Source organism: Prevotella sp. HUN102 (assembly GCF_000688375.1).
Classification (GTDB): Bacteria; Bacteroidota; Bacteroidia; order Bacteroidales; family Bacteroidaceae; genus Prevotella.
This window is the reverse complement of sequence record NZ_JIAF01000004.1, coordinates 1,018,828-1,044,640: the sequence shown is the minus strand read 5'-3', so window position 1 is coordinate 1,044,640 and position 25,813 is coordinate 1,018,828. Positions and strand designations below refer to the sequence as shown.

17 protein-coding genes are annotated in these 25,813 nt (G+C 48.3%); 6 read left to right on the top strand and 11 right to left on the bottom strand.

Features of this window, described 5'->3' with window-relative positions:
- Positions 1-47 precede the first annotated feature (47 nt).
- The 4 genes from P150_RS0109315 to P150_RS0109300 all read right to left on the bottom strand — a co-directional run bounded on the left by P150_RS0109315 (position 48) and on the right by P150_RS0109300 (position 9,656).
- Positions 48-5,540 carry a helicase-related protein gene (locus tag P150_RS0109315; RefSeq protein WP_028897451.1) on the bottom strand — a complete coding sequence of 1,831 codons (5,493 nt, stop codon included), beginning with the start codon at positions 5,538-5,540 and terminating at the stop codon, positions 48-50.
- Positions 5,527-5,958 (bottom strand): DUF1896 family protein, encoded by a 432-nt coding sequence (locus tag P150_RS0109310; protein ID WP_028897450.1) that lies wholly within the window; start codon positions 5,956-5,958, stop codon positions 5,527-5,529. Before P150_RS0109310 ends, P150_RS0109315 begins: the two co-directional genes overlap by 14 nt.
- A 139-nt stretch (positions 5,959-6,097) precedes the next feature.
- Positions 6,098-8,227: a type IA DNA topoisomerase gene (locus P150_RS0109305; RefSeq protein WP_028897449.1), complete on the bottom strand. Its 2,130-nt coding sequence runs from the start codon at positions 8,225-8,227 to the stop codon at positions 6,098-6,100.
- 34 nt (positions 8,228-8,261) lie between these two features.
- The gene (locus tag P150_RS0109300; RefSeq protein ID WP_028897448.1) at positions 8,262-9,656 is read right to left on the bottom strand and encodes a DUF3945 domain-containing protein; all 1,395 of its coding nucleotides are present in this window, start codon (positions 9,654-9,656) and stop codon (positions 8,262-8,264) included.
- A gap of 284 nt (positions 9,657-9,940) precedes the next feature.
- Between P150_RS0109300 and P150_RS0109295 the strand changes: the two genes are divergently transcribed.
- The 3 genes from P150_RS0109295 (at position 9,941) to P150_RS0109280 (ending at position 12,857) form a co-directional block, all read left to right on the top strand.
- A complete protein-coding gene (locus tag P150_RS0109295; RefSeq protein WP_028897447.1) occupies positions 9,941-10,789 on the top strand; it encodes an AraC family transcriptional regulator in 849 nt (282 codons plus the stop codon).
- A gap of 96 nt (positions 10,790-10,885) precedes the next feature.
- Complete coding sequence (locus P150_RS0109290) at positions 10,886-12,244, top strand: MATE family efflux transporter (RefSeq protein WP_028897446.1); 1,359 nt, start codon at positions 10,886-10,888, stop codon at positions 12,242-12,244.
- Between the two features lie 286 nt (positions 12,245-12,530).
- The gene (locus P150_RS0109280) at positions 12,531-12,857 is read left to right on the top strand and encodes an RteC domain-containing protein (protein WP_028897444.1); all 327 of its coding nucleotides are present in this window, start codon (positions 12,531-12,533) and stop codon (positions 12,855-12,857) included.
- Between the two features lie 42 nt (positions 12,858-12,899).
- On the opposite strand, the gene P150_RS0109275 is transcribed toward P150_RS0109280, so the two are convergent.
- The 5 genes from P150_RS0109275 to mobA all read right to left on the bottom strand — a co-directional run bounded on the left by P150_RS0109275 (position 12,900) and on the right by mobA (position 18,133).
- Positions 12,900-13,937, bottom strand: a complete 1,038-nt coding sequence (locus P150_RS0109275) for a YhcG family protein (protein ID WP_028897443.1) — start codon at positions 13,935-13,937, stop codon at positions 12,900-12,902.
- A 29-nt stretch (positions 13,938-13,966) separates the two neighbouring features.
- Complete coding sequence (locus tag P150_RS18200; RefSeq protein WP_028897442.1) at positions 13,967-14,170, bottom strand: hypothetical protein; 204 nt, start codon at positions 14,168-14,170, stop codon at positions 13,967-13,969.
- 304 nt (positions 14,171-14,474) lie between these two features.
- Positions 14,475-16,487 (bottom strand): conjugal transfer protein MobC, encoded by a 2,013-nt coding sequence (gene mobC / locus P150_RS0109265; RefSeq protein ID WP_028897441.1) that lies wholly within the window; start codon positions 16,485-16,487, stop codon positions 14,475-14,477.
- Between the two features lie 15 nt (positions 16,488-16,502).
- The gene (gene mobB, locus P150_RS0109260; protein WP_028897440.1) at positions 16,503-17,735 is read right to left on the bottom strand and encodes a conjugal transfer protein MobB; all 1,233 of its coding nucleotides are present in this window, start codon (positions 17,733-17,735) and stop codon (positions 16,503-16,505) included.
- Positions 17,720-18,133 carry a conjugal transfer protein MobA gene (gene mobA, locus P150_RS0109255; RefSeq protein ID WP_028897439.1) on the bottom strand — a complete coding sequence of 138 codons (414 nt, stop codon included), beginning with the start codon at positions 18,131-18,133 and terminating at the stop codon, positions 17,720-17,722. The genes mobB and mobA overlap by 16 nt, the downstream gene beginning before the upstream one ends.
- 767 nt (positions 18,134-18,900) lie before the next feature.
- On the opposite strand from mobA, the gene P150_RS0109245 reads away from it, so the two are divergent.
- The 3 genes from P150_RS0109245 to P150_RS0109235 all read left to right on the top strand — a co-directional run bounded on the left by P150_RS0109245 (position 18,901) and on the right by P150_RS0109235 (position 24,229).
- Positions 18,901-19,329 carry a DUF3408 domain-containing protein gene (locus P150_RS0109245; RefSeq protein ID WP_028897438.1) on the top strand — a complete coding sequence of 143 codons (429 nt, stop codon included), beginning with the start codon at positions 18,901-18,903 and terminating at the stop codon, positions 19,327-19,329.
- Between the two features lie 976 nt (positions 19,330-20,305).
- On the top strand, positions 20,306-22,219 hold the full coding sequence (pulA, locus tag P150_RS0109240; protein ID WP_028897437.1) for a type I pullulanase: 1,914 nt from the start codon (positions 20,306-20,308) through the stop codon (positions 22,217-22,219).
- Positions 22,220-22,426: 207 nt separating this feature from the next.
- The gene (locus P150_RS0109235) at positions 22,427-24,229 is read left to right on the top strand and encodes a glycoside hydrolase family 13 protein (RefSeq protein WP_051617678.1); all 1,803 of its coding nucleotides are present in this window, start codon (positions 22,427-22,429) and stop codon (positions 24,227-24,229) included.
- Positions 24,230-24,375: 146 nt separating this feature from the next.
- Here the strand turns inward: P150_RS0109235 and P150_RS0109225 are convergent, their stop codons facing one another.
- Together P150_RS0109225 and P150_RS0109220 are read right to left on the bottom strand one after the other, a co-directional pair.
- A complete protein-coding gene (locus P150_RS0109225; RefSeq protein WP_028897434.1) occupies positions 24,376-25,005 on the bottom strand; it encodes a DUF1349 domain-containing protein in 630 nt (209 codons plus the stop codon).
- A gap of 14 nt (positions 25,006-25,019) precedes the next feature.
- Entirely contained in the window at positions 25,020-25,595 is a 576-nt protein-coding gene (locus tag P150_RS0109220; RefSeq protein ID WP_028897433.1) for a hypothetical protein, read from the bottom strand.
- Positions 25,596-25,813 lie beyond the last annotated feature (218 nt).

Sequence of the window (25,813 nt, the reverse complement as noted above, 5' to 3'; positions counted from 1 at the left end):
CATATCAATCCTATAATTAGGGTTGATATGGTTTCTTAGGATGTACATTATATTTTTGGTCTGACAACGAACACCTTTTCCGCCAAAGACGGCGGCAGTCCGTCCATCGAGGGCTGTGTAGCTGAGCTACTCTGCCCGTTGCTTTCCAACGGTCTGTCGGTTTGAGCCACGGAGGTGCTGACGGAGGGAGCGGTGACAGTCGACTCAATCGGACGAGACCGTTCCATTTCTTCCCTCGCTCCTTCGCCATCCTGCATCATTTCCACTTCCTCTTGCGGACTATCTCCCTGCTCAATGGGCTTTAGGGAGAGCTGTATCTTGCGGTCAAGGGCGGCAAGTTCCGTTTTGAGGTCTTTGAGCTGCTCTTCCTTTTTCCATGAGCCGTTTACTACCTCCTGCAAAACGGGAATATCCTTGGCTATCTTTTCCGTATCCGCCTTAAACTTCTCAATCAAGCCTGGTATCTTCTCCAAGGCGTTCAGGAAGTTCATACAAGCGAGTTGCGGGTCTGCCGCAATCCTCCCGTTGTTGTAACTGTACTTCATTCCACTTTCGCCCATCACGAAGAACTTGTTCTGCGAAAGGTCGAAAAGGTCTTTGGAGGAAGACTCCGTCTTGACCACGAGGTTAAATCCGTAGAGTGTTCCGATATTGAAATACTCTCCCCGTGTGCAGGCTTTCTCGTTGATTTCCGTGAGTTTGGCAGCAATGCGTTTCGGGTCGCTTCCTTCCACCCCTTTGAGCGTTATCGGATTGAGTGTGTTTCCCTCCTTGTCTTTCTGCACACGGCTTTGGTACAAATCCCAGTCACTTTGGAAACGGGCAATCAGTTCCTTGTTGCCGTCCACCGTCCGCACGACTTCGTCCAATCGGCTTCGGGAGGATGACTTACTGCGAATGAACGCCTGTCTCTCACTCTCCAACCCGGCAATCTTCTTCTCCAATTTCGCCTTTTCCAGCAAGTCGGTATTCCCCGAGAGGATGGCTACATATTCGGAAAAATTCATTCCCGATTTCTCGTCCATGCTTCCCTCGTCGATGGTACGGCTGCCCATACGGTTGTTTTTCAACTGTTCGATAAAGAGTTGCTTATTGTGCAACAGGTTAAATTTATAGCTGTCGAGCGACTTCTCCACCGCATAGATGATGACATCCACCTTGTTGTCCGCATGGAACTTGGCAACCTCATTGCCCTTACGCACGGCTCTGCCGTCCCTCTGCTCCAAGTCGGAAGGACGCCACGGCGTGTCCAGATGATGGATGGCCACGGCACGTTTCTGGGCGTTCACGCCCGTGCCGAGCATGGAGGTGGAACCGAACAGTACGCGTATTGTTCCCTCGTTCATGCCTGCAATGAGCGTCTTTCGTGCCTTGTCGGTCTTGGCTTCCTGAATGAAGCGTATCTCCTGAGCAGGAATGCCGTGATCTTCCACCAACTTTCGTTTGATTTCGCTGTAAGGATTCCATTCACCGGGCTTATAAGTGCCGAGGTCGCTGAACACAAACTGCGTTCCTTTTTGCTCATTGAACTTCTGGTAGTACTCCGCAATCTTGGTGGCACAGTGGGAAGCCTTGTTATCCACATGATCTCCGTACCTGTTCGGATCAATGAGCCTCAAATCCAAGCTCATCTTCCTCGCCATATCTGTGGCAATGAGCATCTTGGCTTTCTCCTCCCGTTCGGAAAGTTTCTCTCGTCCCAATAATTCCGCATTACCCGTCTTGGCAAACTCCACCAACTTGGCGATGAACTCTTCCTGTTCGGGAGTGGGCGGTATATTGTGCATAATCTCATTCTTTTCGGGGCGGTCAATACCGATGTCCTTTGCCGTACGATAGTCCGTTATCTGGGCATAGAACGCCGCCAATTCCGGCACTTTGATGAAATAGCGGAAACGCTCCTTCTGCACGATTTCATTGGTGACAGAGAATTCATAGTCCACCGACTTCTTGGCGAAGATGGCAGCCCACGCATCAAAGGTCTTGATGTTCTGTGCTTCTAGGGCTTGGGGACGCAGGTACTTGAACAGCAGGTACAACTCCGTGAGTGAGTTACTGATGGTCGTACCCGAAAGGAAAGTGGCTCCCAAGTCTTTCCCCGTCCGCTCCTGAATGGTTCGGATAGCAAAGAGCATATTCAAGGCTCTTTGGCTGCCATCGCTGTTGCCCAATCCTGCCACACGGTCGTGGCGGGTGTTGAACATCAGATTCTTGAACGTATGCGACTCGTCCACGAAAAGGTGGTCTATACCCATTGTCTTGAAATCCACTATATCGTCCTTGCGGTTCTCTATCTTGAACTTGATTTCGTCCAGTTTTGCCCGTAAGTTCATCTGCCGCTTGACAAGCCCTTTCTCCATCGCACGGGAGATGCTGCGTCCTTGCTGACGCAATACTTCCAAGTTCTCTTCCACGCTGTCCAGCTCGTCCTGAAGGATTTTCTGCTGTATCTCGTCCGACTGCGGTATCATACCGAACTGGTCGTGCGTGAGGACAATGCAGTCCCAGTTGTTGTTCTTGATGTCGTGGAAAATCCGCTGCCGCTTGTCGGGCGTAAAATCGTTCTTGCCCGGATAGAGCAACTTGGCATTCGGGTAAGCCGTTTGGAAAGTCTGTGCTATCTCCTGCACGTTGGCTTTGAGAGCAAGTATCATCGGCTTGTTTGCCAAGCCGAGCCGCTTCATCTCATAAGCAGCGGTGCACATGATAAGCGTCTTTCCGGCTCCCACCTGATGATCGCAAATTCCCCCTCCGTTGAGCTTCAACATCCACACGGCGTCTTTCTGGCTGTCGTACAGGCTTTCGATGCCCAAGCCTTTCAGATTGAGGTCGGGGAATGTCTGGTGAGAGCCGTCGTATTGGGGACGGACAAAGCAATTAAAGGTGTCATTGTAGAGTTTCTCCAACCGCTGCTTGAACTCATCGCTCTGCTCGTTCAGCCAATCGGTGAATCCGTTTCGTATCTCGTCGATTTTAGCATTCGCCATCTGTATGGCTTCGGTGTCCCGTACCTTGACCTCCTTGTCACCGACCATGATTTTCTTGGTGATGTCGGGCGTCGTATTCAGCAGGGCGTGCTTCATCAGGGCAATGCCGTCGTAGCGACGATGCTGTCCCCGTACACAGAACCTGTCCCAGATATTGGCATTGTGCATCCGTGCTTCCACGGAGTATTCGTCCGCACTTGAATTGTAGCGTATCGTCACCTCCGTGTCGAAGAGGTGCGAGGCATAGTCTGAGTAGAGATTTACGGGAATCCATCGTTCCCCGAAATTGAAATCCAAGTCCACAAAAGGAATCGGTTCGGGGATGGCATCTTGCAGTGCCTGCAAGGAGGCTTGCGCCCTTGTGTCCTCCGGGTGCTCCAAGAGATATTGTCCGATACGCTCCGAAGCGGCAACCACATTGCCCGATATGAATTTCTCGGCAATTTCATATTCTCCCTCCATGGGATTGTAGTAAATCTTTCCGTGTAACTCGGAGAGCATTTCTTCCTCGGAGGTGTCGGGGAGCAAAGAGAGCATATACTCGGTGTCCACCGATCCGAATTTGTTGAGTGAAGCTGAGAGAGCCTCTTGGGCATTGCTCACCTCTGTCACCTCGTGCAGGCTGAACGAAACGGGCTGACGGAAAATATCGGCTTTGAGCGTTTCTTTATCCACCTTCCGTTCCAAGAAAAGGATTTCCCTGCCACCGGCATCCATCAGGATCTGCTCGTGGTTCTTGCGGTCGTTCAGATACCCGTACTGCCGCACGAAACGGTCGTACAGTTCATTGAGGTTCTGTCGCAAGGATTCATTCGCCACCTTGCGTTCCGCTTCATAATCATAGAGTGCGTGGTAAGCATCCCGCAAGTCTATGTAGAGCAACATTTTCTGTCGCTCTTGGGACGGGAGGTCTATGGGCTGGAACATTCGGTTGTCCTCCATATCACGGACAAGCATTCCGACCTGAAAGTCCGAGGCAAGCAGAGAGCCCTCTTTGAGGTGTTCGTGCCATACTCCCTCATAGGGACGCTGCTGCATCCCTTTCTCCTTGTCCTGCTGCCACCACAGCTCGTTCGTGTCCCGTAACCTCATAGCAGTTTCTTGTGGCTTTATTTCGATAGTGGGAGAAGGAGTAGAAACCACAGCACGTTTCACAGTGGCGGTTTTTCGTTTGGGCTTTTCCTCCGGGATAACATTGCCGAAAAGGTCGAGCAGTTGTACCTGCGGGGTGACACTGCTTCGGGGATGCTCCACAGGCTGTTCCTCTCTCGGTTGCACCACCTCTTTGTGTGGTTGCTCCTCTGTCGAAGCGGCTAGCGTAAGCGTAGGCTCTTCCTGCTTGACTTCGGGAGGAACGGAAACGGCAACTTTGGGCTGCTCCTGAATGGAGATATGCTTTTGGTACAATGCCTCGTCCAAGCGTTTGGCTAAATCTGCCCGCAGGATTTTACCCATATCGGTGGCGATGCCTTCCGCTCCGCCCTCGTGATGGAACAGAATGGCAGGCTTGCCGTAAGGGTCGGTATCCTGCTTCCACTCGGTGTGCACGATTTGCGACATGCTTCGCAGATAGGTGTTGAACAGCACTCCACTGGGGCGTTTCTCGCTCTTGATGAAACGCTGTTCCTCTTCGGTCAGACTTGTCTTTTCGCTCTGCTTTTGCAGGACGATAAGGTCACTACCCACTTCCGTTCCCGCATTCTCTGAGAAGAGATTGTTGGGCAGACGAACTGCCGAAATAAGGCGGGTATGGCTCATCAGCCACTCCCGTACAGACTCGTTCGTCGGGGCGTTCATAACTCCTTGCGAGGTGATGAATGCCAGCACACCACCCTCACGGAGCATATCTACCCCCTTGACGAAAAAGTAATTGTGCAGGGACGTGCGGGCGACCTTTCGGGCTGGTTCGTCCGTCTTGCTGAAAACAGGGTCGAAGACGGCTACATCTCCGAAAGGGATGTTGCTGCTGACCACATCGAAGGAACCGTTGAGCTTGGATTCGATTTCCTCGAAGCCCCGGATGCGTATCTTGTCTTCGGGATGCAGGGCGGAGAGCATCTGTCCCGTAAGGATGTCTTTCTCAAAACCGAAGGTCGTATGCCCTTCGGCTGCAATGCCGTCAAAAGAGCGGATGAACTCGCCCATCCCCGCCGAGGGGTCAAGGATTCGCTTGGGGACGATGCCTGCCTCCTGTAAGGAAGCGGCAATCTCCCGCACTACGGGCGCAGGAGTATAGAAAGCGGTCATCACGGAGTTCTTCAGACTCTGCATATAGCTTCTGTATTGCGACTCTGATGCGGTGTTGTCCCGAATGGTGCGATGCAGCTCCATCACCAAGGGGAAAAGCTCCAACTCCGACTTGTTCCATCGGGCGATGTCCTCCATCGAGTTTGCCGGTGAAAGAATACACTTCAAAGCTCCGAAGCCCGTATAAGCCCGCAACACCTCCATTTCCTCCTCCGTTGCCGTGCGCTGTTCCCGATGCAGGGCAAAGAGCGTCTTGATGGCTTCTATATTCGCCCTTAGGTGCTCCTTTTTGTTATAGTGTGCCATCTTCTTCGAGTTTTAGTTGGACAAAGCCCGTAAGCTCCGTATAGAGGGAGTTGTATTCGGGCGTATAGGCGAACTCGTCCGAAATCGGATACTTGGCGAAGATTGCTTCCAAGAGCGGACGCAGGCGGATGGCGGTCTCCCTGACCGCTTCAAGCGGCACTTCGGCGGAGAACTCGTTCCAAAGCACGGAAGAGATGGTATCGTGACGGGAGAAGTGCAGACCTGCATATAGCGTCTTATTGGCAATGCCGATACATTCGGCTAAGGGAAGACCGGCATTGAAGGCTTCGGCATAGGCTTCGGAAGCGGCTGCCGCACGTTCTTTGACAAAAGGAATGTCATCGGCTTTTCCGGGATGGCTTTCCCGAAGAAAAGAGAGCAGGGAAAGCTCGTAGTATGAAAAATGAATGGCTGTCATTTTGAATGATTTTAGTGAGGTATATAATGCAAAGGCACTCGACGTCCCCGCCGAGTGCCACCACTAAAATCCGCAGTAAAAACAAGATGATTGTTTATGACCGCGTCATTCAGTGGCAAAATTAGCAAATTACGGGGATTTACCTTCGGGATTTGCCCGTTTTCTTGCGTTCGGGAAAGACAAATACCGTCTTGAACTCTCCATCCAAGGAGAGCGAAGCCTCGAAGCTTTTGCCCGCTTTGGAGGTAAAGCCCTTGATGATGCCTGTCTCTCCGTTTACCGCCAACTGCGTCAGTTGCTCGTCCGTCAGGCTCTTGCCTGCCACGCTGCGGAAAAGCGTCAGACCGCAATCGGCATCCGAGCATTTGGCACATCGGGGATAGAAGACCAATGACCCTTTGCCGCATTTGGGGCAATGGATGTCGCTCTGCTTCTTGGGAAAGAGGATTTTGGAGGAGAGGAGTTCGTCGGTAATCTGTGTGGCATAGCTTTCGATGCCTTTGCGGAAGTCCCGCTCTTTCAACTCTCCCCGTTCGATTTTCGCCAAGTCCGCTTCCCACTGTCCGGTCATCTCTGCATTGCCGATTTTCATCTCCTTGACGATGGAATAGACGGCAAGTCCTTTCTCCGTGGGAACGAGCGACTTCTTTTGGCGCACCATGTACTCGCGTGCAAAGAGGGTTTCGATGATGGCGGCACGGGTAGCAGGCGTGCCGATGCCGCAATCCTTGAGCTGTGCACGCAGTTCCTCGTCCTCCAACTCCTTACCTGCCGTCTCCATAGCAGCTAACAGCGAACTTTCCGTGTGCAGCGGTTTGGGCTTGGTCGTCCCTTGTGCCAGCGAACAGGCGGAAATGGCAAGTTGAATACCTTCGTTCCATTCCGGAATGAGGACACCCTCACCGTTCTCACTGCTTTCCCGCTCTTCGGCTTCGAGCTGTTCCTTGTCCTTTCCTTTCTCGTTTTTAAGGATGCTCCGCCAGCCTTCCTGCCTGATGATTTCCCCTTTGAGCATGAACTTCATGCCCTCGCACAAGGCGGTTACGGTGGTAACGTCTTTCTCGCACCGGGCGGAGAAGGCTTCCAGCATACGCCCCGCAATCATATTGTAGATGACCGCTTCCTCTCCAAACGCATCTATCGGCTTCTTGCCCGTGATGAGCAGGGCGTGGTGGTCGGTCACTTTCTTGCCGTCCACCGAATGTGCGTTCAGTTCGGTCAGTTGGCGGGCATGGACACCCCAGACGGGGTGGTCGTGCAAAAATGCTATCAAAGCTGGAATTTCGGCAAATACATCTTCGGGGATATGGCGGCTGCCCGTGCGTGGGTAGGTAATGTATGCTTTTTCGTAGAGTTTCTGAGCCAAGGAAAGGGTCTGTTCTGCCGTGTATCCGTATCGGCTGTTCGCTTCTTTCTGCAGGGTTGTCAAATCATACAGAAGCGGTGGCTCCTGTTTGGTTTCCTTGCGCACAACTGTCTCTACAGTGGCATAAGGAGCCTGTTTGAGTTTCTCGTACAGGGCGGTGGCTTCTGTCTTATCGAACCAGCGGTCAGCGGAGGAGAAGCGGAAGCTCTCATCACCTTCCTTCACTGCAAGGCTGAGTTGCCAGAATGACTGTGGCTCGAACTTCTTGTTCTCCAAGAAACGGGAGCAGACCATACAAAGCGTCGAGGTCTGTACCCTGCCCAAGGAGTAAGTGCCTCGCCCTGCGGCAATGGATATGGCTTGTGTGGCATTGATGCCCACCAGCCAGTCGGCTTCGCTGCGGGCACGGGCGGAATAATAGAGGTTGTCATACGTCGCGCCGCTTTGCAGACGGGCAAGCCCCTCTTTGATGGCTTTGTCCGTAAGCGAGCTGATCCATAGACGGTCGAAGGGTTTGGCAATGCCGAGATACTCGTAGATGAACCTGAAGATTAACTCACCCTCCCTTCCTGCATCGGTGGCTACGATAATGCCTTCGCACGCTCGGAAGAGTTTTTCGATGATTTTGAGTTGGGCGACTGCTGCAGCGTCGGCTTTATAGCCTTTACCCTCTTTGATTTGGCGGGGAATAAGGGTAAAGACGGGAGGAAGAATCGGCAGGTTTTCTTTGTGGAAACCCTTGATGCCGTAGGCTTCGGGCATGGCTGCCGTTATCAGATGTCCCAATGCCCACGTGACGGCATAGCCGCCTCCTTCGATATAACCCTCTTTCTTGTTGGTTGCCCGAACGACACGGGCGATTTCACGAGCGACGCTCGGCTTTTCTGCTATGATGACTTTCATTTGTTCTTACTTTTTGGATGTTAGTGGTGGCGGATTACATTTTCATTCCCTTGGAACGCTTCTTCTCTTCTTCCTTCTGCTCTTGCCGGGCGGTAGGTTCTGTCTGTCCCTGTTTGAGCGGCTCTTTCACGTGCTTGGTAGCCTCGTTTGTCTTGCCTTCGGAATTGACGGCGACCTGTGTGCGGGAAGCATTGTCGGGAGTTACCTCTTTGGTTTGGGACTTGTCGGGATTCCATTTGAGGAAGTCGAACTTGTTTTTCTCGAAGTTCGGGCGCACGTAGGCATTGAAAGGCTCTCCCTTCTTGTCGATAAGCCCGGTCATATAGATCGTCTGACCTGCTTTGAGCTTCGCTTGCTCTTCGGGAGAGATGTCGCGTCCCAGCATCTTCTTGGGGACACGCAATTCTTTCTGCTCTGCCTGTTCCTGTCCTTCGGGGGATTGTCTTTGGCGTTGTTCCTGTTTGGGAGAGCCGAAACGAAATTCAATAGACCGTTTGTCGGCATTGAATTGGAGGTTGGCATTGAAAATTTTGCCCGTTTTGGAGATCATACCCTCCACATAAATACTCTTGCCTTCCGAGAGTTCCTTTTTCTGCTCATCGCTCAGCTTCACGCCCTTGATTTCATCTGGAATGCGTACCCGGTCGGCACTCAGGGCGATGATGTCGTTCGTCAGGCGGTCGATGCTTACGAAACTGCGGGTCGGCTCATCTTTGCCGGGGAAGGTCAGCTCCACGGTACGACCGAGGTTGCCCGTTTCTCTGAGGGCTTTCTTGTCCTCGTCGGTGAAGGTATGCCCGAAGAACTCGCGTTCCAACTGTGGTTCCTTGCGAATGGCGTGGACGACGGGGATAAACATACCGTCTCCGGAGGCTTTCAGGGAAAGACGGGCATCGGTGTAGAGGGAGACCTCCCCGATTTTGATGCTGATGGGAACAAGCGGAGTCTTGCGGTATTGAAGCAGGTCATCAAGATGCTTGGCCTTTTCCAGACTTTCACGGCTTACGCCCATCTGCTCGAACTGATCCCATCTCACCTTATCGGGGTTAATGCCTTGGAAGGACTGTTTCTGCTCTCCTGCATAGTCCGAAGGATTGACACGGGCGGAGTTCAGCATCTCCTTATTGGATGGGACATCCGGTGCTTTGAGCATCTCCGAGAGTACGCGGGCACTGGCTACGGCACTCTCAAAAGGTACTTTGAAGAAATGCAGCGGTGTGGGGTGCTTGAATTGTCGCATGAAATTGGAAAGGAAGTTTTCCAGCGCATTGCCGTGCTTGTCGAACTTCAGGAAACTCTGTTCATGCTCGGCGGTGGGCGGAACGGTTTTCAGTCCGCCTTTCTCGTCCGTTCCTGTGACGGCTTTGAGATTTTCGCCCTTCTGATCCTTGACCAAAAGGACTTCTTGGTCTTTGATTTTTTCGTCCATATTACAATGTATTTAATGGCACCAACAGCGGTGCACGGACAAAAGTAAACCAAAGAAACCGTGTGCGTTATAGGTTTGGGATAACTGCGTACTTGTGGCGTCGATATGGATAGAAGTGGCAAAAAAGAGGTATGTTTTTTGAGTCATACCTCCATATTATCAGTTCTCTTTTTAATCGTATTGATGTGTAGTTCGAGTTAAAAGATACTTTATAATTCATTATTCTGCATTATTATGATTAACTTTGCAACTTTAATAATCAAAAAACAATACCCGAAAGATATATGTCTCGGTTACCCATCCATAGAAGTTCACAACTCTCAGATTTCGGAGTCTATCTGAAGACTGTCATCTCTCGGACATCGGCATCTTCAGACAGATACGCCTTTTCTCATACCGACGATTATTATTTCTTTGGCTTCATAGAGGGTGGGCAATGCTGTCTGAATATTGATTTCGAGGAATACACTTTCGAGAAAGGAAGTCTGGCTATCATTCTACCCGGGCAGGTGCATCGTATCATCAACGCTTCCAATCTTTCTGCAAAATTTCTGGTTATCGACTCGGTATTGGTAGATAAGGAGGAAAAACGAACGCTTGAGAGATACGGTCGCCCTCAAATACAACTATCCGACATATCGGAACAGAAACTGTTATTATCACTTCTTGACTGCAAACTGAGTGGTATGGAAAATCGATCTGCCAAAGCAGTCGTTCAGCGACTGACCACCGTCATTGTAGGGTTAGTCGTGGAGAACATTGTAAATGCAACGATAGCTCAATCCAAATTGCAGGGAACAGTGACCAGACACAAGGAAATAGTATGGGAATTTCGGGATTTGTTGGAAAGCAATATCCGAAGCAAACGTTCGCCATCATTCTATGCCGGGCGGCTGAACATTACCGTTGCCTACCTGAATGAAGCTGTAAATTCTGTTCTGGGGACAAGTGTGAGCCACCATATCCAAAACGAGATTATTTTGTTGGCTAAACGTCAATTGGTCTATACTACAGATTCCATCAAAGAGATTGCACATAGTTTAGGCTTTAACGATTACTCCTACTTCACACGGCTGTTTACCAAGGTTGCAGGCGTTTCTCCCACGCTCTTCAGAAGGACTTACCACGAATAGTGCTATCATTACCATTGTCCGTCTATTGTGACAGTCTGTATCCCACCGTACCTTTGCAGCGAACTTTATTCACTTTAAAAGATACGGATTATAAGGATGAACAACGCTGTGAATATTTTGCGAGAAGGAAGTATGATGAAAGCCCTGACAAAATTGGGGATACCTATTGTCATCGCAATGCTGATTATGGCGATATACAATGTGGTAGATACTTTCTGGGTTGCACGTTTGGGAACCCTTCCTGTCGCTGCCGTATCGGTTGTTTTCCCTTTATCGCTGTTGTTTCTCGGGATAGGGCTGATGTTCGGTGTCGGAGGCGGAGTGTATGTTTCCCGTCTGTTGGGAGCGAAACAGGTTATCAAGGCAAGTCAGGTCGCTTCCGTCTCAGTGATTACTTCTGTGATATTGGCAGCTCTCATTGCCCTTGTGTGCAATGCGTTCCTGCCGGACATCCTACTTTTCATGGGAGCAAACGAGGAGATGATGAGTTTGGCAGAATCCTACGGCAGGCTTTTTATCATCAGTTGTGTCATAGGAACATTGAATGTGTCCATTTCCAATATCATTGTTTCACAAGGTGCGTCGAAGACATCCGCGTCGGCAATGATCATTGGCTCTGTCGTCAATGTAGCATTAGACCCCTTGTTTATCTACACCTTCAATTGGGGTGTGGAAGGTGCTGCGTGGGCAACCATTCTTTCAAGAATCATCACGACAGCTATTTACATCCGTTTCCTTACGAAAGCAGAGGTAAAAGTATCTCTTGCCTTGTTCGCTCCCACGATAAGAATATACGCAGACATCATTAAGATTGGTATCTCTATACTCTTTTTGCAACTGCTCCAGACCCTTTCCATCAGTTTGTTGCAGAAAGCCGCTGTGAAATATGGGGCAGAGGCTGTTGCGGCTGTGGGTATCGTCCTGAAAATCGTCACATTGGGAACAAACGTGGTCTTCGGATTTGTAAAAGGACTCCAACCTATGGCAGGCTATAACTACGGGGCAGGCAATTTTCAAAGATTAAGGGAAGCGGTGTGCTGTTCTCTGATACTCACAACCTCGTTTTGTGTGCTCTGGAGTATTCTTATAGTCATTTTTACCTCTCCTATCGTCAGTTGTTTCGGTAAAGACGAAACAATGCAGAGAATAGCAAGAATTGCGCTTAGAGCCAATACGATTATGTTCTTCACTTTCGGATTCCAATTTGTGTATTCCACACTATATATGGCAATCGGAAGAGCAAGGCAAAGTCTTCTGCTAAACATCGGACGGCAAGGTTTGTTTTTTATCCCTATAATATTGCTGCTTCCATCGTATTGGGAACTAAATGGAGTGCTTTATGCACAGCCTATTGCCGACGTCTTTGCAACTTTAATGACACTGTTCTTTGCTGTCCGAATTCATAAGGAGATAGGTCATAAATCACATCTCACAACAGAGAATCTGCAATGTTGAACCATAAAAGATATGATTATGCTAAGACTTATTCAAACGGAAGAATTTAAGACGATAATTTCGTCTTGCTCTACAAATGAACAAGAACAAAAAGCATCGGAGAACTTTATGAAGAGGATCATTGATCTATGTGATGCAGAAGACGACGCCATCTCTTTGTTTCGTATTCTCCGCTATACTCGTTTTCGTTTACAAACTTTGCAAGCGGTGTATTTGATGGACGGAAAGGGGAAAAAATGTGTCGGAGCTACTATGTGTCATTGATACGGAGTTAAAGTTATTAAAGATGCGGATGCAGGGGCTTCTTTCTACTTTGCCCGTCAAACCAACCGAGAAACTTCGTTGGACAGGTAAAGCAACTGACTTGGTAGAATTACTCTACGCACTTGATACCTGTGACTGTATCAACGATGGTGAAATCGGTATAGAAGAATTGGCAGACACCTTTTCTGAAATCTTTGGTGTAGAAATTAAGAACTGCTACAACGTCTATATGAACATGAAACGCCGCAAGGATGACAGCCGCACCTATTTTCTTGATGAACTCAGGGAGAAGCTGAACAGGCGAATGGTGGAAAGTGACCTGAAAGGCGGCAAATTCAAGAAGCGGTAAATCAAAAGGGAGATACTCTGGTTCGGAGTATCTCCCTCTGTCTTATTCTTTGATAAGTAGTTCCAACTTCTTGGCTATATCCTCGGATGCCGGAAGTAGTTCCTTATAGGCTTCGGGCAGTTCGGGTGAAAGGCTGTATGTCGCCACACCGATGGGCATTGCCGAAGTCTTGAGGGCATATTCCACAATCGTCCTGCTTTTGGATTTACAAATGATGATGCCGATGGCAGGGTTTTCATGCGGCAACTTAACCGTCTCATTCAGGACATTGAGATAAAACTCCATCTTCCCTTTGTACTCAGGCTTAAACTCACCGATTTTCAGTTCCACGGCTATCATTGCCTGCAAGCGACGGTTGTATAGCAACAGGTCAATAAAATACTCCTTGCCATCTACTTCCAGCCGGTACTGATTTCCCATGAACGAAAAGTCCGTTCCGAATTCCATCAGAAAAGAGCGGATATTTTTGATGATAGCCTGTTCCAGCTCATACTCCGAATGTCCCTCGCCCAATCCGATAAAATCCAAAGTGTACTCGTCTTTTACGGCAAGGACGGCTTGATTACGGATATTTTCGGGTAGCGTGGTATCAAAATTGCTTTGTCCGAGCAGGAAGTTCTCATACGTCTTCAATTCTATTTTGTGTATCAGCACGTCTTTCGTCCATCCGTATTTCTTGGTTGCCAAGATGTAGAACTGTCTCTGTTGTGTCTCCTTACACTTGGTCAGAATGACGATATGTTTTGTCCAACTGATTTCTGCGACCAATGGTTGCAGAATTTCATTTGATTGATATTCAGAGTAGAATCGTGCCATATCCCACATATTTCTCGCACTGAATCCTTGTATGCCCGGAAACTCCTTTTGAATATCTTGGGATAGGTTTTCCACAACAGACTTTCCCCAGCCGAGTGCTGTCTGCTGTTCTGTAATACGCATGCCAATTTCCCAGTAAAGGGCTATCATTTCCTTATTGACGACTTTCAACGCCTCGTATTGTGCGGAGCGAATGCGCTTGGTTATCTCGTCTCTGAAACTTTGGTATTCTGTCGAAGTGAGCGATATATTATGCATACTCATATTCTTTTCTTATAAGGTTTCCACAAGCTCTATCGAAAAGCCCTGATAACTCTATAGACAGCCCACAGGCAGGTGAAAGGTGCGGTGAAAACTCCTATGACGACAAAGAGGAGCAGTTTGATAATATAGTAAACAATCCACTGTCCATTTGTTCCTGCAACCATTTTATAGGGAATAAACTTCTCCACGAAGAGATAGCCCGACCATATCGCCATCAGTACATATCCGGACATCCATCTCATATCCTCAAAACCTTTGGTTGCCAAGAAGTTCCACTTGAAACCCATGACAAACAAGGCGATGAGAAACAACAGGCTGAAGATGCTTCGCCAAATCTCGCTATGTTTTCTCTTCTGAAAACAAGGTGTACAGAGTATCGGCTGATACCTTTCAGCACATTCGAGGCAGAGTCCTTTTCCGCAATCGGAACACTGGGCAACCGCCGGTTCTTGGGTATGGTTAAAACAATTCATCGTGTCATCAATTAGCGTGTTCAAAAATACAAAAATCCCGCCTTAGAGCCAAGAAAAACAGCCATTATTTCTTGGTATTGAGCAGTTTGGAGAGTTCCGGGTCGTTGGAAATCCGTTGCAACTCCCGTTCCACGATGTCTCGCACCTCCGTCTTTACCCGTTCATAGTTTGCCTTGATTTCCTCATCCATCATATCCTCTCCGTTTTCATTCGTGAAGTCCGTCAGAATGGGTATCGGTCGGTAAGCGGCTGTTTCCTTTGCCACCTTTGCATTGTCCACCACAATCTCACAGTGGAATATCTTCTGCTCGATACGTTCGGAGAAGTTGTCGGCAACCGCTCCCACAAACATTCCCTGCGTGAGCGTGGAAATCTTGCTCTGCGGAATCAGGCTGTCCATCTGCGTGGAGATGGAGGTCGTCTTGTCGCTTCGGGTAATACTCATACTTTGCCTCTTTTGAAGCACTTTCCCGAAACGTTCCGATAAGGTTTTTGCCGTCTCGCCGACCACCTGACCTGAGAAAATGTTTCCGACGGTATTCATCACTACGGCTGCTTCCTTGTCTCCATAGTCACGCTTCAGCTGGGAGAAGTCCTGAAAGCCCAAGCATACCGCCACTTTATTGCTACGTGCGGTGGCTATCAGATTGTCAAGCCCTTTGAAGTATATGGTAGGCAGCTCATCTATCAGCACGGAACTTTTCAGCATCCCTTTCTTGTTTATCAGCTTGACGATACGCGAATTGTACAATCCCAATGCTGCCCCATAGATATTCTGCCTGTCGGGATTGTTCCCCACACAAAGGATTTTAGGCTCCTTGGGGTTATTGATGTCGAGCGTAAAATCATCTCCCGTCATAATCCAATAGAGTTGCGGACTGATCATCCTTGACAAGGGAATCTTGGCGGAAGCTATCTGTCCTTGCAACTGGTCAGCCGCCCCTCCGAGCCAAGCGTCCATAAAGGGAGAAAGGTAATTCTCCAATTCAGGGTAAGAGGTAAGTATCGGGAAAATGTCCTCGTACTTCCGACAGAGAAACTCAATGGCGTGCGGAAAGGTACAGTATTTTCCTCCCTCGAAGATGCGGAGATACCAGATGATGGCGGCAAAGAGGACGATGGGCGACTCCACGAAGAAATCTCCCTGCTTCTGTACCCACGTCTTGTTCAGGTTGAGCATAATCGTATAAGCCGATTCGTAGGCATCCGATATGTCGCTCATGAAATCGGGGTGTATCGGATTGCAACGATGCGACCGCCGAGGGTCGTCGAAGTTGATCACGTAAAACTTCGGCTTGACTTTATATCCTTCCGAGTGATGCAGCAAATGATTGTACACAATCGTGGAGAGGTCGGGATATTTGAAGTCGTAGCAGTAGATGGCAAATCCTTTTTCGATTTGCTGCTTGATGAAATTATTGATGATGGCATAGGACTTACCGCTGCCCGGCGTTCCTAAGACAGAGACAGCTCGGAAAGGATTGACCACGTTTATCCAGCCCCTGTTCCATTTCTTGCGGTAATAGAACCGGGTCGGCAGATTGACCGAGTACTCGTTTTCCAAAAGTCTTGTCTCCTGCATAAAGGATTCGTTCTCCTGATTGAAGACATCTTCCATCAGGTTGTTTTTGAGTAGTCGGCTCATGTAGAGTCCCGCCATCAGCAGACACACATACCCGACGGTCATCGTAAAGGCGTAGAGAGCCGCATTGGCTTCAATGGGCAACGGCAAGGCGAGTATCCACCAATTGAGGAAGAAAAAGACAAAGCCGATGCCCATGAATGCCCCTATTTTCGACCACGTGATATGCTCCTCTTTCACACCTTTCGTACCCAGACAGGAAAGCCCCATCAGTACCAGCGCAAAGAGCTTGGTGTAAAGCATATTGCCGAATAACCCCGCCGTGCGGTGGAAATTCATCAGTATCCTGTCCACCACACCGATGTTCAGACCCCATAATTTGATGGCTTCGTAACAATACCAATAGAGATGGGCAACCACCAATATAATACTTACGGCACGTAGAAAATCCATAATTTTCGCCAATGCCCTCAAATCGTCTTCTTGTTGTGACATAATCTTTCTGTTTTTTTAGAGTTTACGTTGTTTTCTTTTCTTACGCTGCATCCGTCTGCGGAACAGCTCTTCCTCCCAATCTGTACCATGGGTTTCCAAGGGCAAATCGAGCAAACCGCCCAAGACGGAATCTCCGTCCGAAGTCAGAGTTTGGGGAATACAGCCTTTCTCACTCTGCTGTATTGGAGCAGACAGTTCGGGATGCGGGCGGTCGAACCACTCGGCAACAGTGTTTGCCGAAAGTTCCTTGCCCAATCGCGATCCATTGACGACACAGCCGTTGTTGTGGTCTATGAAGGTGATGCCATAGAGCCGTCCCTGTTCGTTTTCACGGAAGAGTACGTCAACACCCTTGCGATGGAGATTTTCCCTGAAATCCTCTTTCGTAGCAGAACGTTTCAATGCTCCGGCTACGACCGCTTTGGTCTTGGGGGCAAGATGCTTTTCTTTCAGTTTCTCCTTTGAAGCCTTGAACCTATTTTGCAGGGCTTCATATCCGACAGCCTTCCCGAAAAGGGAAGCCTTGAAAGGATTACCCACCTTCTTACCTTTATCATCGGTAGCAAAATAGACCAATCCGTTATAGGGCTTTCCATACATTTCCCCCTTGACCTCTTCCACACATATATTATAGGTGGAGAGCAAAGCACGGTATTCCTTAAAACTCGGACAGTGGTAGAATTTCGCTGCGGGTTTGATGACTGAAGCCAGTTGCTTTTTAAGATTCTCTCCGTCGCCGTAGCAGACTTTTTTCAGGCGAAACACTTCTTTTACTTTCTGCATTTGGGCAGGAATCAAACCGTACTTCTGTTCCAGTTCTTTGAGAATACGGGTGCTGGTATAGAAATTATTGCGATCGTTAATCTTCTTTCCCCGTTCATCGACGGCTAAGGTGACAATATGCAGGTGATGCCTGTCTATGTCCTCGTGCTTATAAACGATAAAGGGTTGATTAGCGTAGCCCATCTTTTCGATATACTCTCGTGCGATGGCAGAGAACTGCTCATCGGTAAGGGTGTCATCGGGATGCGGATTCAAGGAGATGTGTATAACCGGTTTTTTTGTGAGGACATGACTCGGCATATATGCCATAAAGTCCTGCATACAGGCAGATATATTGTGTATTCCATCAGCCGGAGAGAACACTTTGTTGGTCTCCAGAATCTTGGCAACGCCCTCGTTCACCTTCTCTCCATTGTACGCCAAAGCACCGTAAAGGGAACTGCCATAGTTTATCTTTGCGACCATTTCTCCTGAAATTCACGGGTAAGTTGTACGATTTCACCTCCGATAGCTGCCAATTCAAGAGTCAGTTTCTCCAGTTGGGCAAGCATAGCGTAGGCTTTTTTCTCGGTGAAATTGCTCTTTAAGGCGACCACAGCTTGGTTATAATTCACTCCCACGCTGCGAAATTGCCCGTACAAATTTGTCAGTTTTTGATAGTAATCAAGCAGCGAGCGATCTACTTTTATCACTCGGAAAGTCTCATCAAAGACCCTTGCCTTGATGAAAACCGCTCTGTTCGGTACGCCTGACTGTTCATAAAGCGTCAGGAAACGCGCAAACTCCGTGTCCGTAAACCGAACCATACAGCAATGGCTTGATCTCTCTCTTTTAAGGGGTCTCCCCACATGTCTCTTTGTCATTTTACTTTGGATTTTAATGGTTTGTATTTCTCTCTACGGGGACAGATGTGCAAAGCACGATGGAGTCCCTTTCGGGAGGTTTCACGGTAAAACCGACGTATCAAGACATCGAAAACTTCTTCCCAAAGACACCGACTTCGGAGGTGTCTTGCCCTCTGCAAGAGCAAGAGTTCTGAGTTACCGAATTTATTTCGAGTAACGCAGGACATATCTTGCTATTTGCACGGACGCAAATAAATTCGTTCTGAAGAACAATATGTTATTCTCTCGAAATGTATGTTTTCAGAGCCATGAAATACCGACTTATCGCTTGCTGCAAAGTTACTACCTCTTGTCCCCAAAGCCATTGGGTGAAACGAAGCCACAAATAACCAAATCGAAGCCACAAGTACGCACTAAAGAAAATCACGCAGATTACAGCATCACCGGGCCATATATTTGCACTGTCGAATATGTCGGTGAGGGTATGTGTCTTCGATAACATCACGTTTCGATGAGCGATATAGGCGAGGGTGTATGTCAAAGAACATATCCTTGATTCTTTCACTCGAACGTAGAAATGTGCGAAAGCAGATACAATCGAACGATTGTATTGATGGACAATAATGAAAAACTCCACAAAAAGGGTATAAACGAAAGGTTGTAGCCCTGCTGATACAAGCCGATTATTGGGCATATCTTCGATAGCGGATATATTCATCTTCATCAGTAAATATACTGGCAACGAAATGAACAATGAATTGTATAATAATAAAAATTAAGAAAGTATGACAGAGAATCTAAACGGCAAGGTAGATCCCGTTGCCATCCGAGAACTTGTTTCACAGGGTATTCCCATGAAAAGAAAAGAGAGTGAGATGAAACGCTCTCAACCGGAAGAGCAGTGTGTTGAATCGGAACGTCCCAATGACGAACCAATATCAAAGGATTTTTCAAGAGTCCCAAGAAGAGAAAGGCGAAAGTCTGACAAGGGCGATTATGAGTCGCTTTTCATTTGTCGCAACACCTTGAAAAATCGCAAGACCATCTATATTGCCAAAGAGTTGCAAGACATATTGGCGGAGATAGTCATGTCGATGAGAAACAGAGATATGACCATCGGCATCTATGTGGAGAACATCATCCTTCATCATCTTGAAACCTACAAAGATGAAATCAACAGATTGGTGGAGATGAAGTTCAGGAAGCTGTTGTGAGTCATTTAGTAGCGGCTTTTTGTTACTTTTGAGCCGTCTCAACTCACTGTCAAAAGTAACGAGATGCTTTTTCTTTGGGCTTTTTGGGTCACTCAAAGTAAGTATAAGAAAGAAAAGGAACGTTCGGCAAATTTGCCGAACGCTTTACTCTGTCTGTTCTTCTTGAACGGTTATCCATCCCGTTCTTATGTCGGGATAAATCATCTTGTCTGATTTTATGCGGATTCCAGAGGTGAGGGAGTTTGAGTTTCAACTTTTTCTTTTTCCCTGCTTCTCGCATATCCGACATTTTTTTTATGCGTTTTTCCGTCGGGTCGGTCGTTTTCGTTTCAGGGGCTTAAAAAGGTAGGGTTTAGGACAAACAAGGTTTTACGGCGAGAATACTACCTGCAATGAAATGGAAGTGTGGAGATTGTCGTCTAAACGGTTTGCCGCCCCGACCTTTTTTGTCCGTGGAAGCCCAGAACTACCTTTGCCGCTGACAACGAACAACCGATCCCGACATGATACACGGGCATAAGTGTAGGATGTCCTGGGAGAGAAGCAGGGCGAGAACAAAAAAACGCAGTCTTCTGAGACTGCATTTCATCATAAGAATAGAATACACGGAAAACAAAAAGCCGCCCCAACGGACGGCTTTACGAGAATAATTTGGAGAAAATTCTTTTTTCTCACGATATACCCTTATCTTTGCAACAGGTTATTCGAGTTATGCAAAGCGTTGTATATCATTGTTGAAGATAGGTCGCTAAATCATTACCTATTGCATTTCATAACTCATTAGGCTATTGAATGCCAATCATTTGAACCTAAATGATAGATTTTTACCAAAAAGTATATACTTTTTTTGCAGAAATTCCGTTACTATTAAAACAATCTGACTATCAATGCTTTACAAAGCAGCGGTTTCGTCTCCGAAAACCATTCTGAAACATTCTTGGAAGATACCCAAAACTCACGCATAAAACTCAATAAAATGAAGAAGAAACATTACATAGCAGCTGCCATTTTGGCACTTCTCCTATCACAGAATATCGCTGCGCAGAAGACATTCAACGAGGTAAGCTACTCTCCAAAAGCTACCACTTTCAAGCTCAACGCACCTTCCAAACCCACGCTCCGTCTCTACGATGCCGGCAGAGGAGGCAAGGCTTACAAGAAAATAAAGATGCAGCAGTCGGGCGAGAACGTATGGACGACCACCGTCAGCGGCGATCTGCAGGGAAAGTTCTACACCTTCGACATCGGCAAGGGCGAAACTCCCGGCGTTTTTGCCAAGGCCGTAGGAATGAACGGAGGGCGCGGAGCCGTGATTGATATGAAGTCCACGAATCCCACAGGATGGGAATCTGACCAGAGACTGACCACGAAAAGCCCGGCAGACCTCGTAATCTACGAGATGCACCACCGCGATTTCTCCATCGACGCCTCATCGGGACTCGTCCACAAAGGCAAGTTCCTCGCCCTGACGGAGAAGAAAGCCATCGACCATCTCACCTCTCTGGGCATCAATGCCGTCCATATTCTGCCCTCTTACGACTATGCCTCGGTGGATGAGTCAAAGCCCGACGTGCCGCAGTACAACTGGGGATACGACCCGTTGAACTACAATGTGCCCGAAGGCAGCTACTCCTACGATGCCGGAGTGCCGGCGCGCCGCATCAATGAGTTCAAGCAGATGGTGCAGGCACTGCACAAAGCCGGTATCCGAGTGATTCTCGACGTGGTCTACAACCATACGTTCAATGTCGAAGGCGGCAATTTCCACCGTACTTTCCCCAAGGCATACTACCGTTACAAGACCGACGGAACGGTGAGCGACGGCTCGGCGTGCGGCAACGAGACTGCATCCGACAAGCCGCTGATGCGCCAGTTTATGCTCGAGAGTATGAAGTATTGGGTGGAGGAATACCATATCGATGGTTTCCGTGTAGACCTTATGGGCATCCACGACATCGAGACGATGAACCTCATCCGTAAGGAACTCTCCGCCATCGACCCCAACATATTCATCTACGGCGAGGGATGGAGTGCCGGCACGTGCGCCTATCCGGTGGAAAAGCTCGCAATGAAGGCGAATATGAAGCAGATTCCCGGCGTGGCGGCATTCTCGGATGACATTCGCGACGCCCTCCGCGGCCCGTTCTCCGACGACAAACAGACTGCTTTCCTCGGCGGACTTCCCGGACACGAGGAGAGCATCAAGGCCGGAATTGCCGGTATGATAGCCCATCCACAGGTAGATTATTCCAAAGTGAACTACTCCAAAGAGCCTTACGCACTGGAGCCTACACAGATGATTTCCTACGTGAGCTGCCACGACGATATGTGTCTGGTGGACCGCCTGAAGGCATCCGTGCCCGAAGCAGCCTACGATATGGACGAACTTATCCGACTCGACCTGCTCGCCCAGACTGCCGTCTTCACTTCGCAGGGTGTGCCCTTTATGCTTTCGGGCGAGGAAATGCTGAGGGATAAGAAGGGAGTTCACAACTCTTTCAACTCGCCCGACGAAATCAACCGACTCGACTGGAACAACTTGCAGACCTATCCACAGGTGTTCGACTACTACAAGGGGCTTATCCACCTGCGCAAGAACCATCCGGCATTCCGTCTCGGCAGCGCAGAACTCGTCCGAAAGCATCTCGAATTTCTCCCAACTCAGGACTGCATCGTCGGCTTCCGCCTGAAGAACAACGCTGGCGGCGACAAGTGGAAGAACATCTATGTCATCCTGAACGGCAGCCGCGATTTCAAGACCGTGAATCTCCCAATGGGCAAATACACCATCGTAGGCAGCAACGGCGTTATCAACGAAGCCGGGCTCGGCGAGATGGAAGGCGGCGAAGTTATGGTGGACGGCCAGTCTGCGCTGATTCTCCACGATTAGTCAGCCTCTTCAACCCCTTCGGAACGGGAGGCTTTCAGGCGAAATCCTCCCGCTCCCAATCTGTATTTCCTCACGGCAATCTGTAATTAAGACTTATAGGAAGACATAACCACATATATTATGACATTCAAACAGCTTTTCAGTAATTTCAACCTCCCTTCCCTTCGGAAAGATGCGGGACTGTTTCTCCTCCTTTCCGTTTTCCCAATGATAATGAATGCTCAATCCATCAAGCGCATCGACCCTACCGACTGGTACGCCGGAATGAAGGATTCCTCGCTCCAACTGATGGTTTACGGCGACGGAATCAAGACGGCAGAGGTCAGCATCGACTATCCCGGCGTGAAGATAGATTCCCTCGTCCGTCTCGATTCTCCGAACTATCTGCTCGTCTATCTCAATCTGGACGGTGTGCAGCCCGGCGAAATGAAGATAAACTTCAGGAACAAGGGCAAGAAGTTCTCTTCCGTCTACCGGCTCAAGCAGCGCGAAATGGCGGGCGATGCCCGAAAGGGATTCGACAATACCGACGTGCTCTATATGCTGATGCCCGACCGTTTCGCCAACGGAAATCCCCGGAACGATGCCTTCAAGACGATGGAGGACAAGGACTGCAACCGAAACGAACCGAGCCTGCGGCACGGCGGCGACATTGCCGGCATCCGTCAGCACCTCGACTACTTCAGCGAACTCGGCGTAACTGCCCTCTGGTTCACTCCCGTGCTGGAGAACAACGGTCCCAACGACGGCAAGCACAGCACCTATCACGGCTATGCCACCACCGATTACTATAAGGTAGACCCTCGTTTCGGTACGAACGACGAGTACAGGGAACTGACCGATGCCTGCCACGCAAAGGGAATGAAGGTGGTGATGGATATGATTTTCAATCACTGCGGCGACTATCATCCGTGGAGCAAGGACGTTCCCTCGAAGGATTGGTTCAACAATCCCGACTACGGACTCCAGACTTCCTACAAGCTCACGCCCGTAATGGATCCGTATGCAAGCAAGGTGGATATGGCGGAAACCGTAGACGGATGGTTCGTAAAGTCAATGCCCGACCTCAACCAGCGCAACCCTCACGTGATGAAATATCTCATTCAGAATTCCGTCTGGTGGATAGAGTCTGCCGGCATCGACGGCATCCGTATGGACACCTATCCCTACGCCGACCGTGAGGCGATGGCTCAATGGATGAAGGTGCTCGACCGTGAATATCCCAACTTCAATACCGTGGGCGAAACGTGGGTTACCGAACCTGCCTACACGGCTGCGTGGCAGAAGGACAGCAAGCTCTCCAAGACCAACAGCTATCTGAAAACCGTTATGGATTTCGCTTTCTACGACCGTATCACAATGGCGAAGAACGAAGAAACCGACGAATGGTGGAAGGGAATGAACCGTGTCTACAATTCGCTCTGCTACGACTATCTCTACGAAAGCCCCAAAAACGTAATGGCATTCATCGAGAACCACGACACCGACCGTTTTCTCGGAAATGGCAAGGACTCTACTGCCCTGAAGCAGGCACTTGCGCTCTTGCTCACGATGAACCGCACGCCACAGCTCTATTACGGTACGGAGATATTGATGAACGGCACAAAGGAAATAACCGACGGCAACGTGCGCAAGGACTTTCCCGGCGGCTTCCCCGGCGATGCCACTAACAAGTTTACACGTTCAGGACGCACGGCTGCCGAAAACGCAATGTTCGACTGGACCTCAAAGCTGCTTCATTGGCGACAGGGCAACAAGGTAATAACCGAGGGAACGCAGACGCAATTCATTCCGTGGAAAGGCATTTACGTGCTTGCCCGTCAGCACAACGGCAAGAATGTTATGACCATCATCAACGGCCGTAAGTCCGATAACAAGGTAGACGTGAAGCGTTATGCCGAAATCATCGGAGCGCACACCACGGCAGTAGATGTTACATCAGGCAAGACAATAGACCTGACAAAGAATATTCCGATGACGCAGCGACAGACAATGGTGTTAGAGTTTTAGAAATGCGTCTTTTCTCAACAACTTTTCCAGTAAATAAAGTTGTTGGGAACAAATCTCCATCACATCAACAAATGGAAAAATGGGTTCAATGCCAGCTGCATTGAACCCATTTTTGGTTATTGTATTATCTAAAACCAATACGTGCATCACTCTGAATGCATCTTCAGCCATTCTGTTCTTCGCAGGTCAGGAAGGTGTTTCACTTGAAAGTTTTCAAATTTAGCAACAAAACCTTCTCCATCGGGACAGGCTGCCGCCATACCAATTTGCACAGGCGTATTGTCCACCATCCAGCAATTACGCATCATCGTATAGTTCACATCATCGAAAGAGTAGAACACCTCAATGGCGTCAAGACGACGGACAGCCTTTATCCAAATAAAGTCTACGGGCTTCTCGAGTGCAATTACGCTCCAGTCGCTTGTATGATGAGTTACCACACAGCTTATATTGTATTTCCCGTCCACATATTCTATACCGGCTTTCAGATAGTTCTCCTTATCTATCCGAATCATCAGACAGGCCTGATCGAAACGTGCTTTGTATTTTCCTGAAATCTTAACTTTGGTTTCAAACTCGCCACCCCAGATTCCGTAATAGAAAGGAGCATCATCAACCGTGAATCCGTAATGGGAAATGCGCCAATAATCGCAATGTGCAGGCACATCCATTATCAAATGATTGTCGATGATTTCATAAGATGCAGGCTGATTGAACCACTGAAATTTACTAATATCCTGTGCCTGTGCAGGTGTAAGTGCTTCGCTTGTTGTCATTTTTTTAATTTCCATCATTCACAATATTTCAAAAACTCATCAATCAATGGTTTCGGATTACATTTCACATTCCATTGAATAGTCAAGTCGTAATATTCCAATTCGTGAACAATAATGGGAACTTCTTTTCCCAACTGTTCTTTTACAATCCCTTTCTTATGAAGTTCCTGAACAACAGAAATTATAATATCCATAAAGATTTTCTGCATTTGTTCATCCTGCTCTTCCAATTTATCTTCTTCTCCTCTTTTTTCGGCTTTCAAATATTCCCGTTGCGTATAAAACAGGTTGCGTTCTTTAAAATACAAACGGAGATTCCTATCTTCCCCACCAATAACGCCGATTTCATTTTGCAGCCAAAAAGCATAGTTCCATTTGGCTTCCATCAGACCGCTGGCATTCTCTTTTTCTATTTCCACTTGGGCTAAAGTGTTATAGCCAATGGTAATGACAGGACATCGGGGATCATCTTCAATGTTGTCCTTCCAAAAGGAAATGGCATAAATATCGTTGATATTTTGTTTTCCCATTTTCTTTATAGCTTTTTCTGCTTTTGCATAAAAGCTCTCAAACATTTGTTCCTTGTTCATAACTTATATTGAAGTCTTCTTGTTTTTAAAAACTCTTATTCAATCGAAGGGAGTTTTTGTTTCTTTTCATTACCTCTGTCAAGACAGTTTCGCCTCTCTATGTGCGAAGCACCTGACAAAGATACAACAAAAAGAATTTCCATCATAATTATCAAGAGTAAAAATGAATACAGCTCAAAAAGTGATAAAAGATGAACATTCGTCTGAATGACATAAAT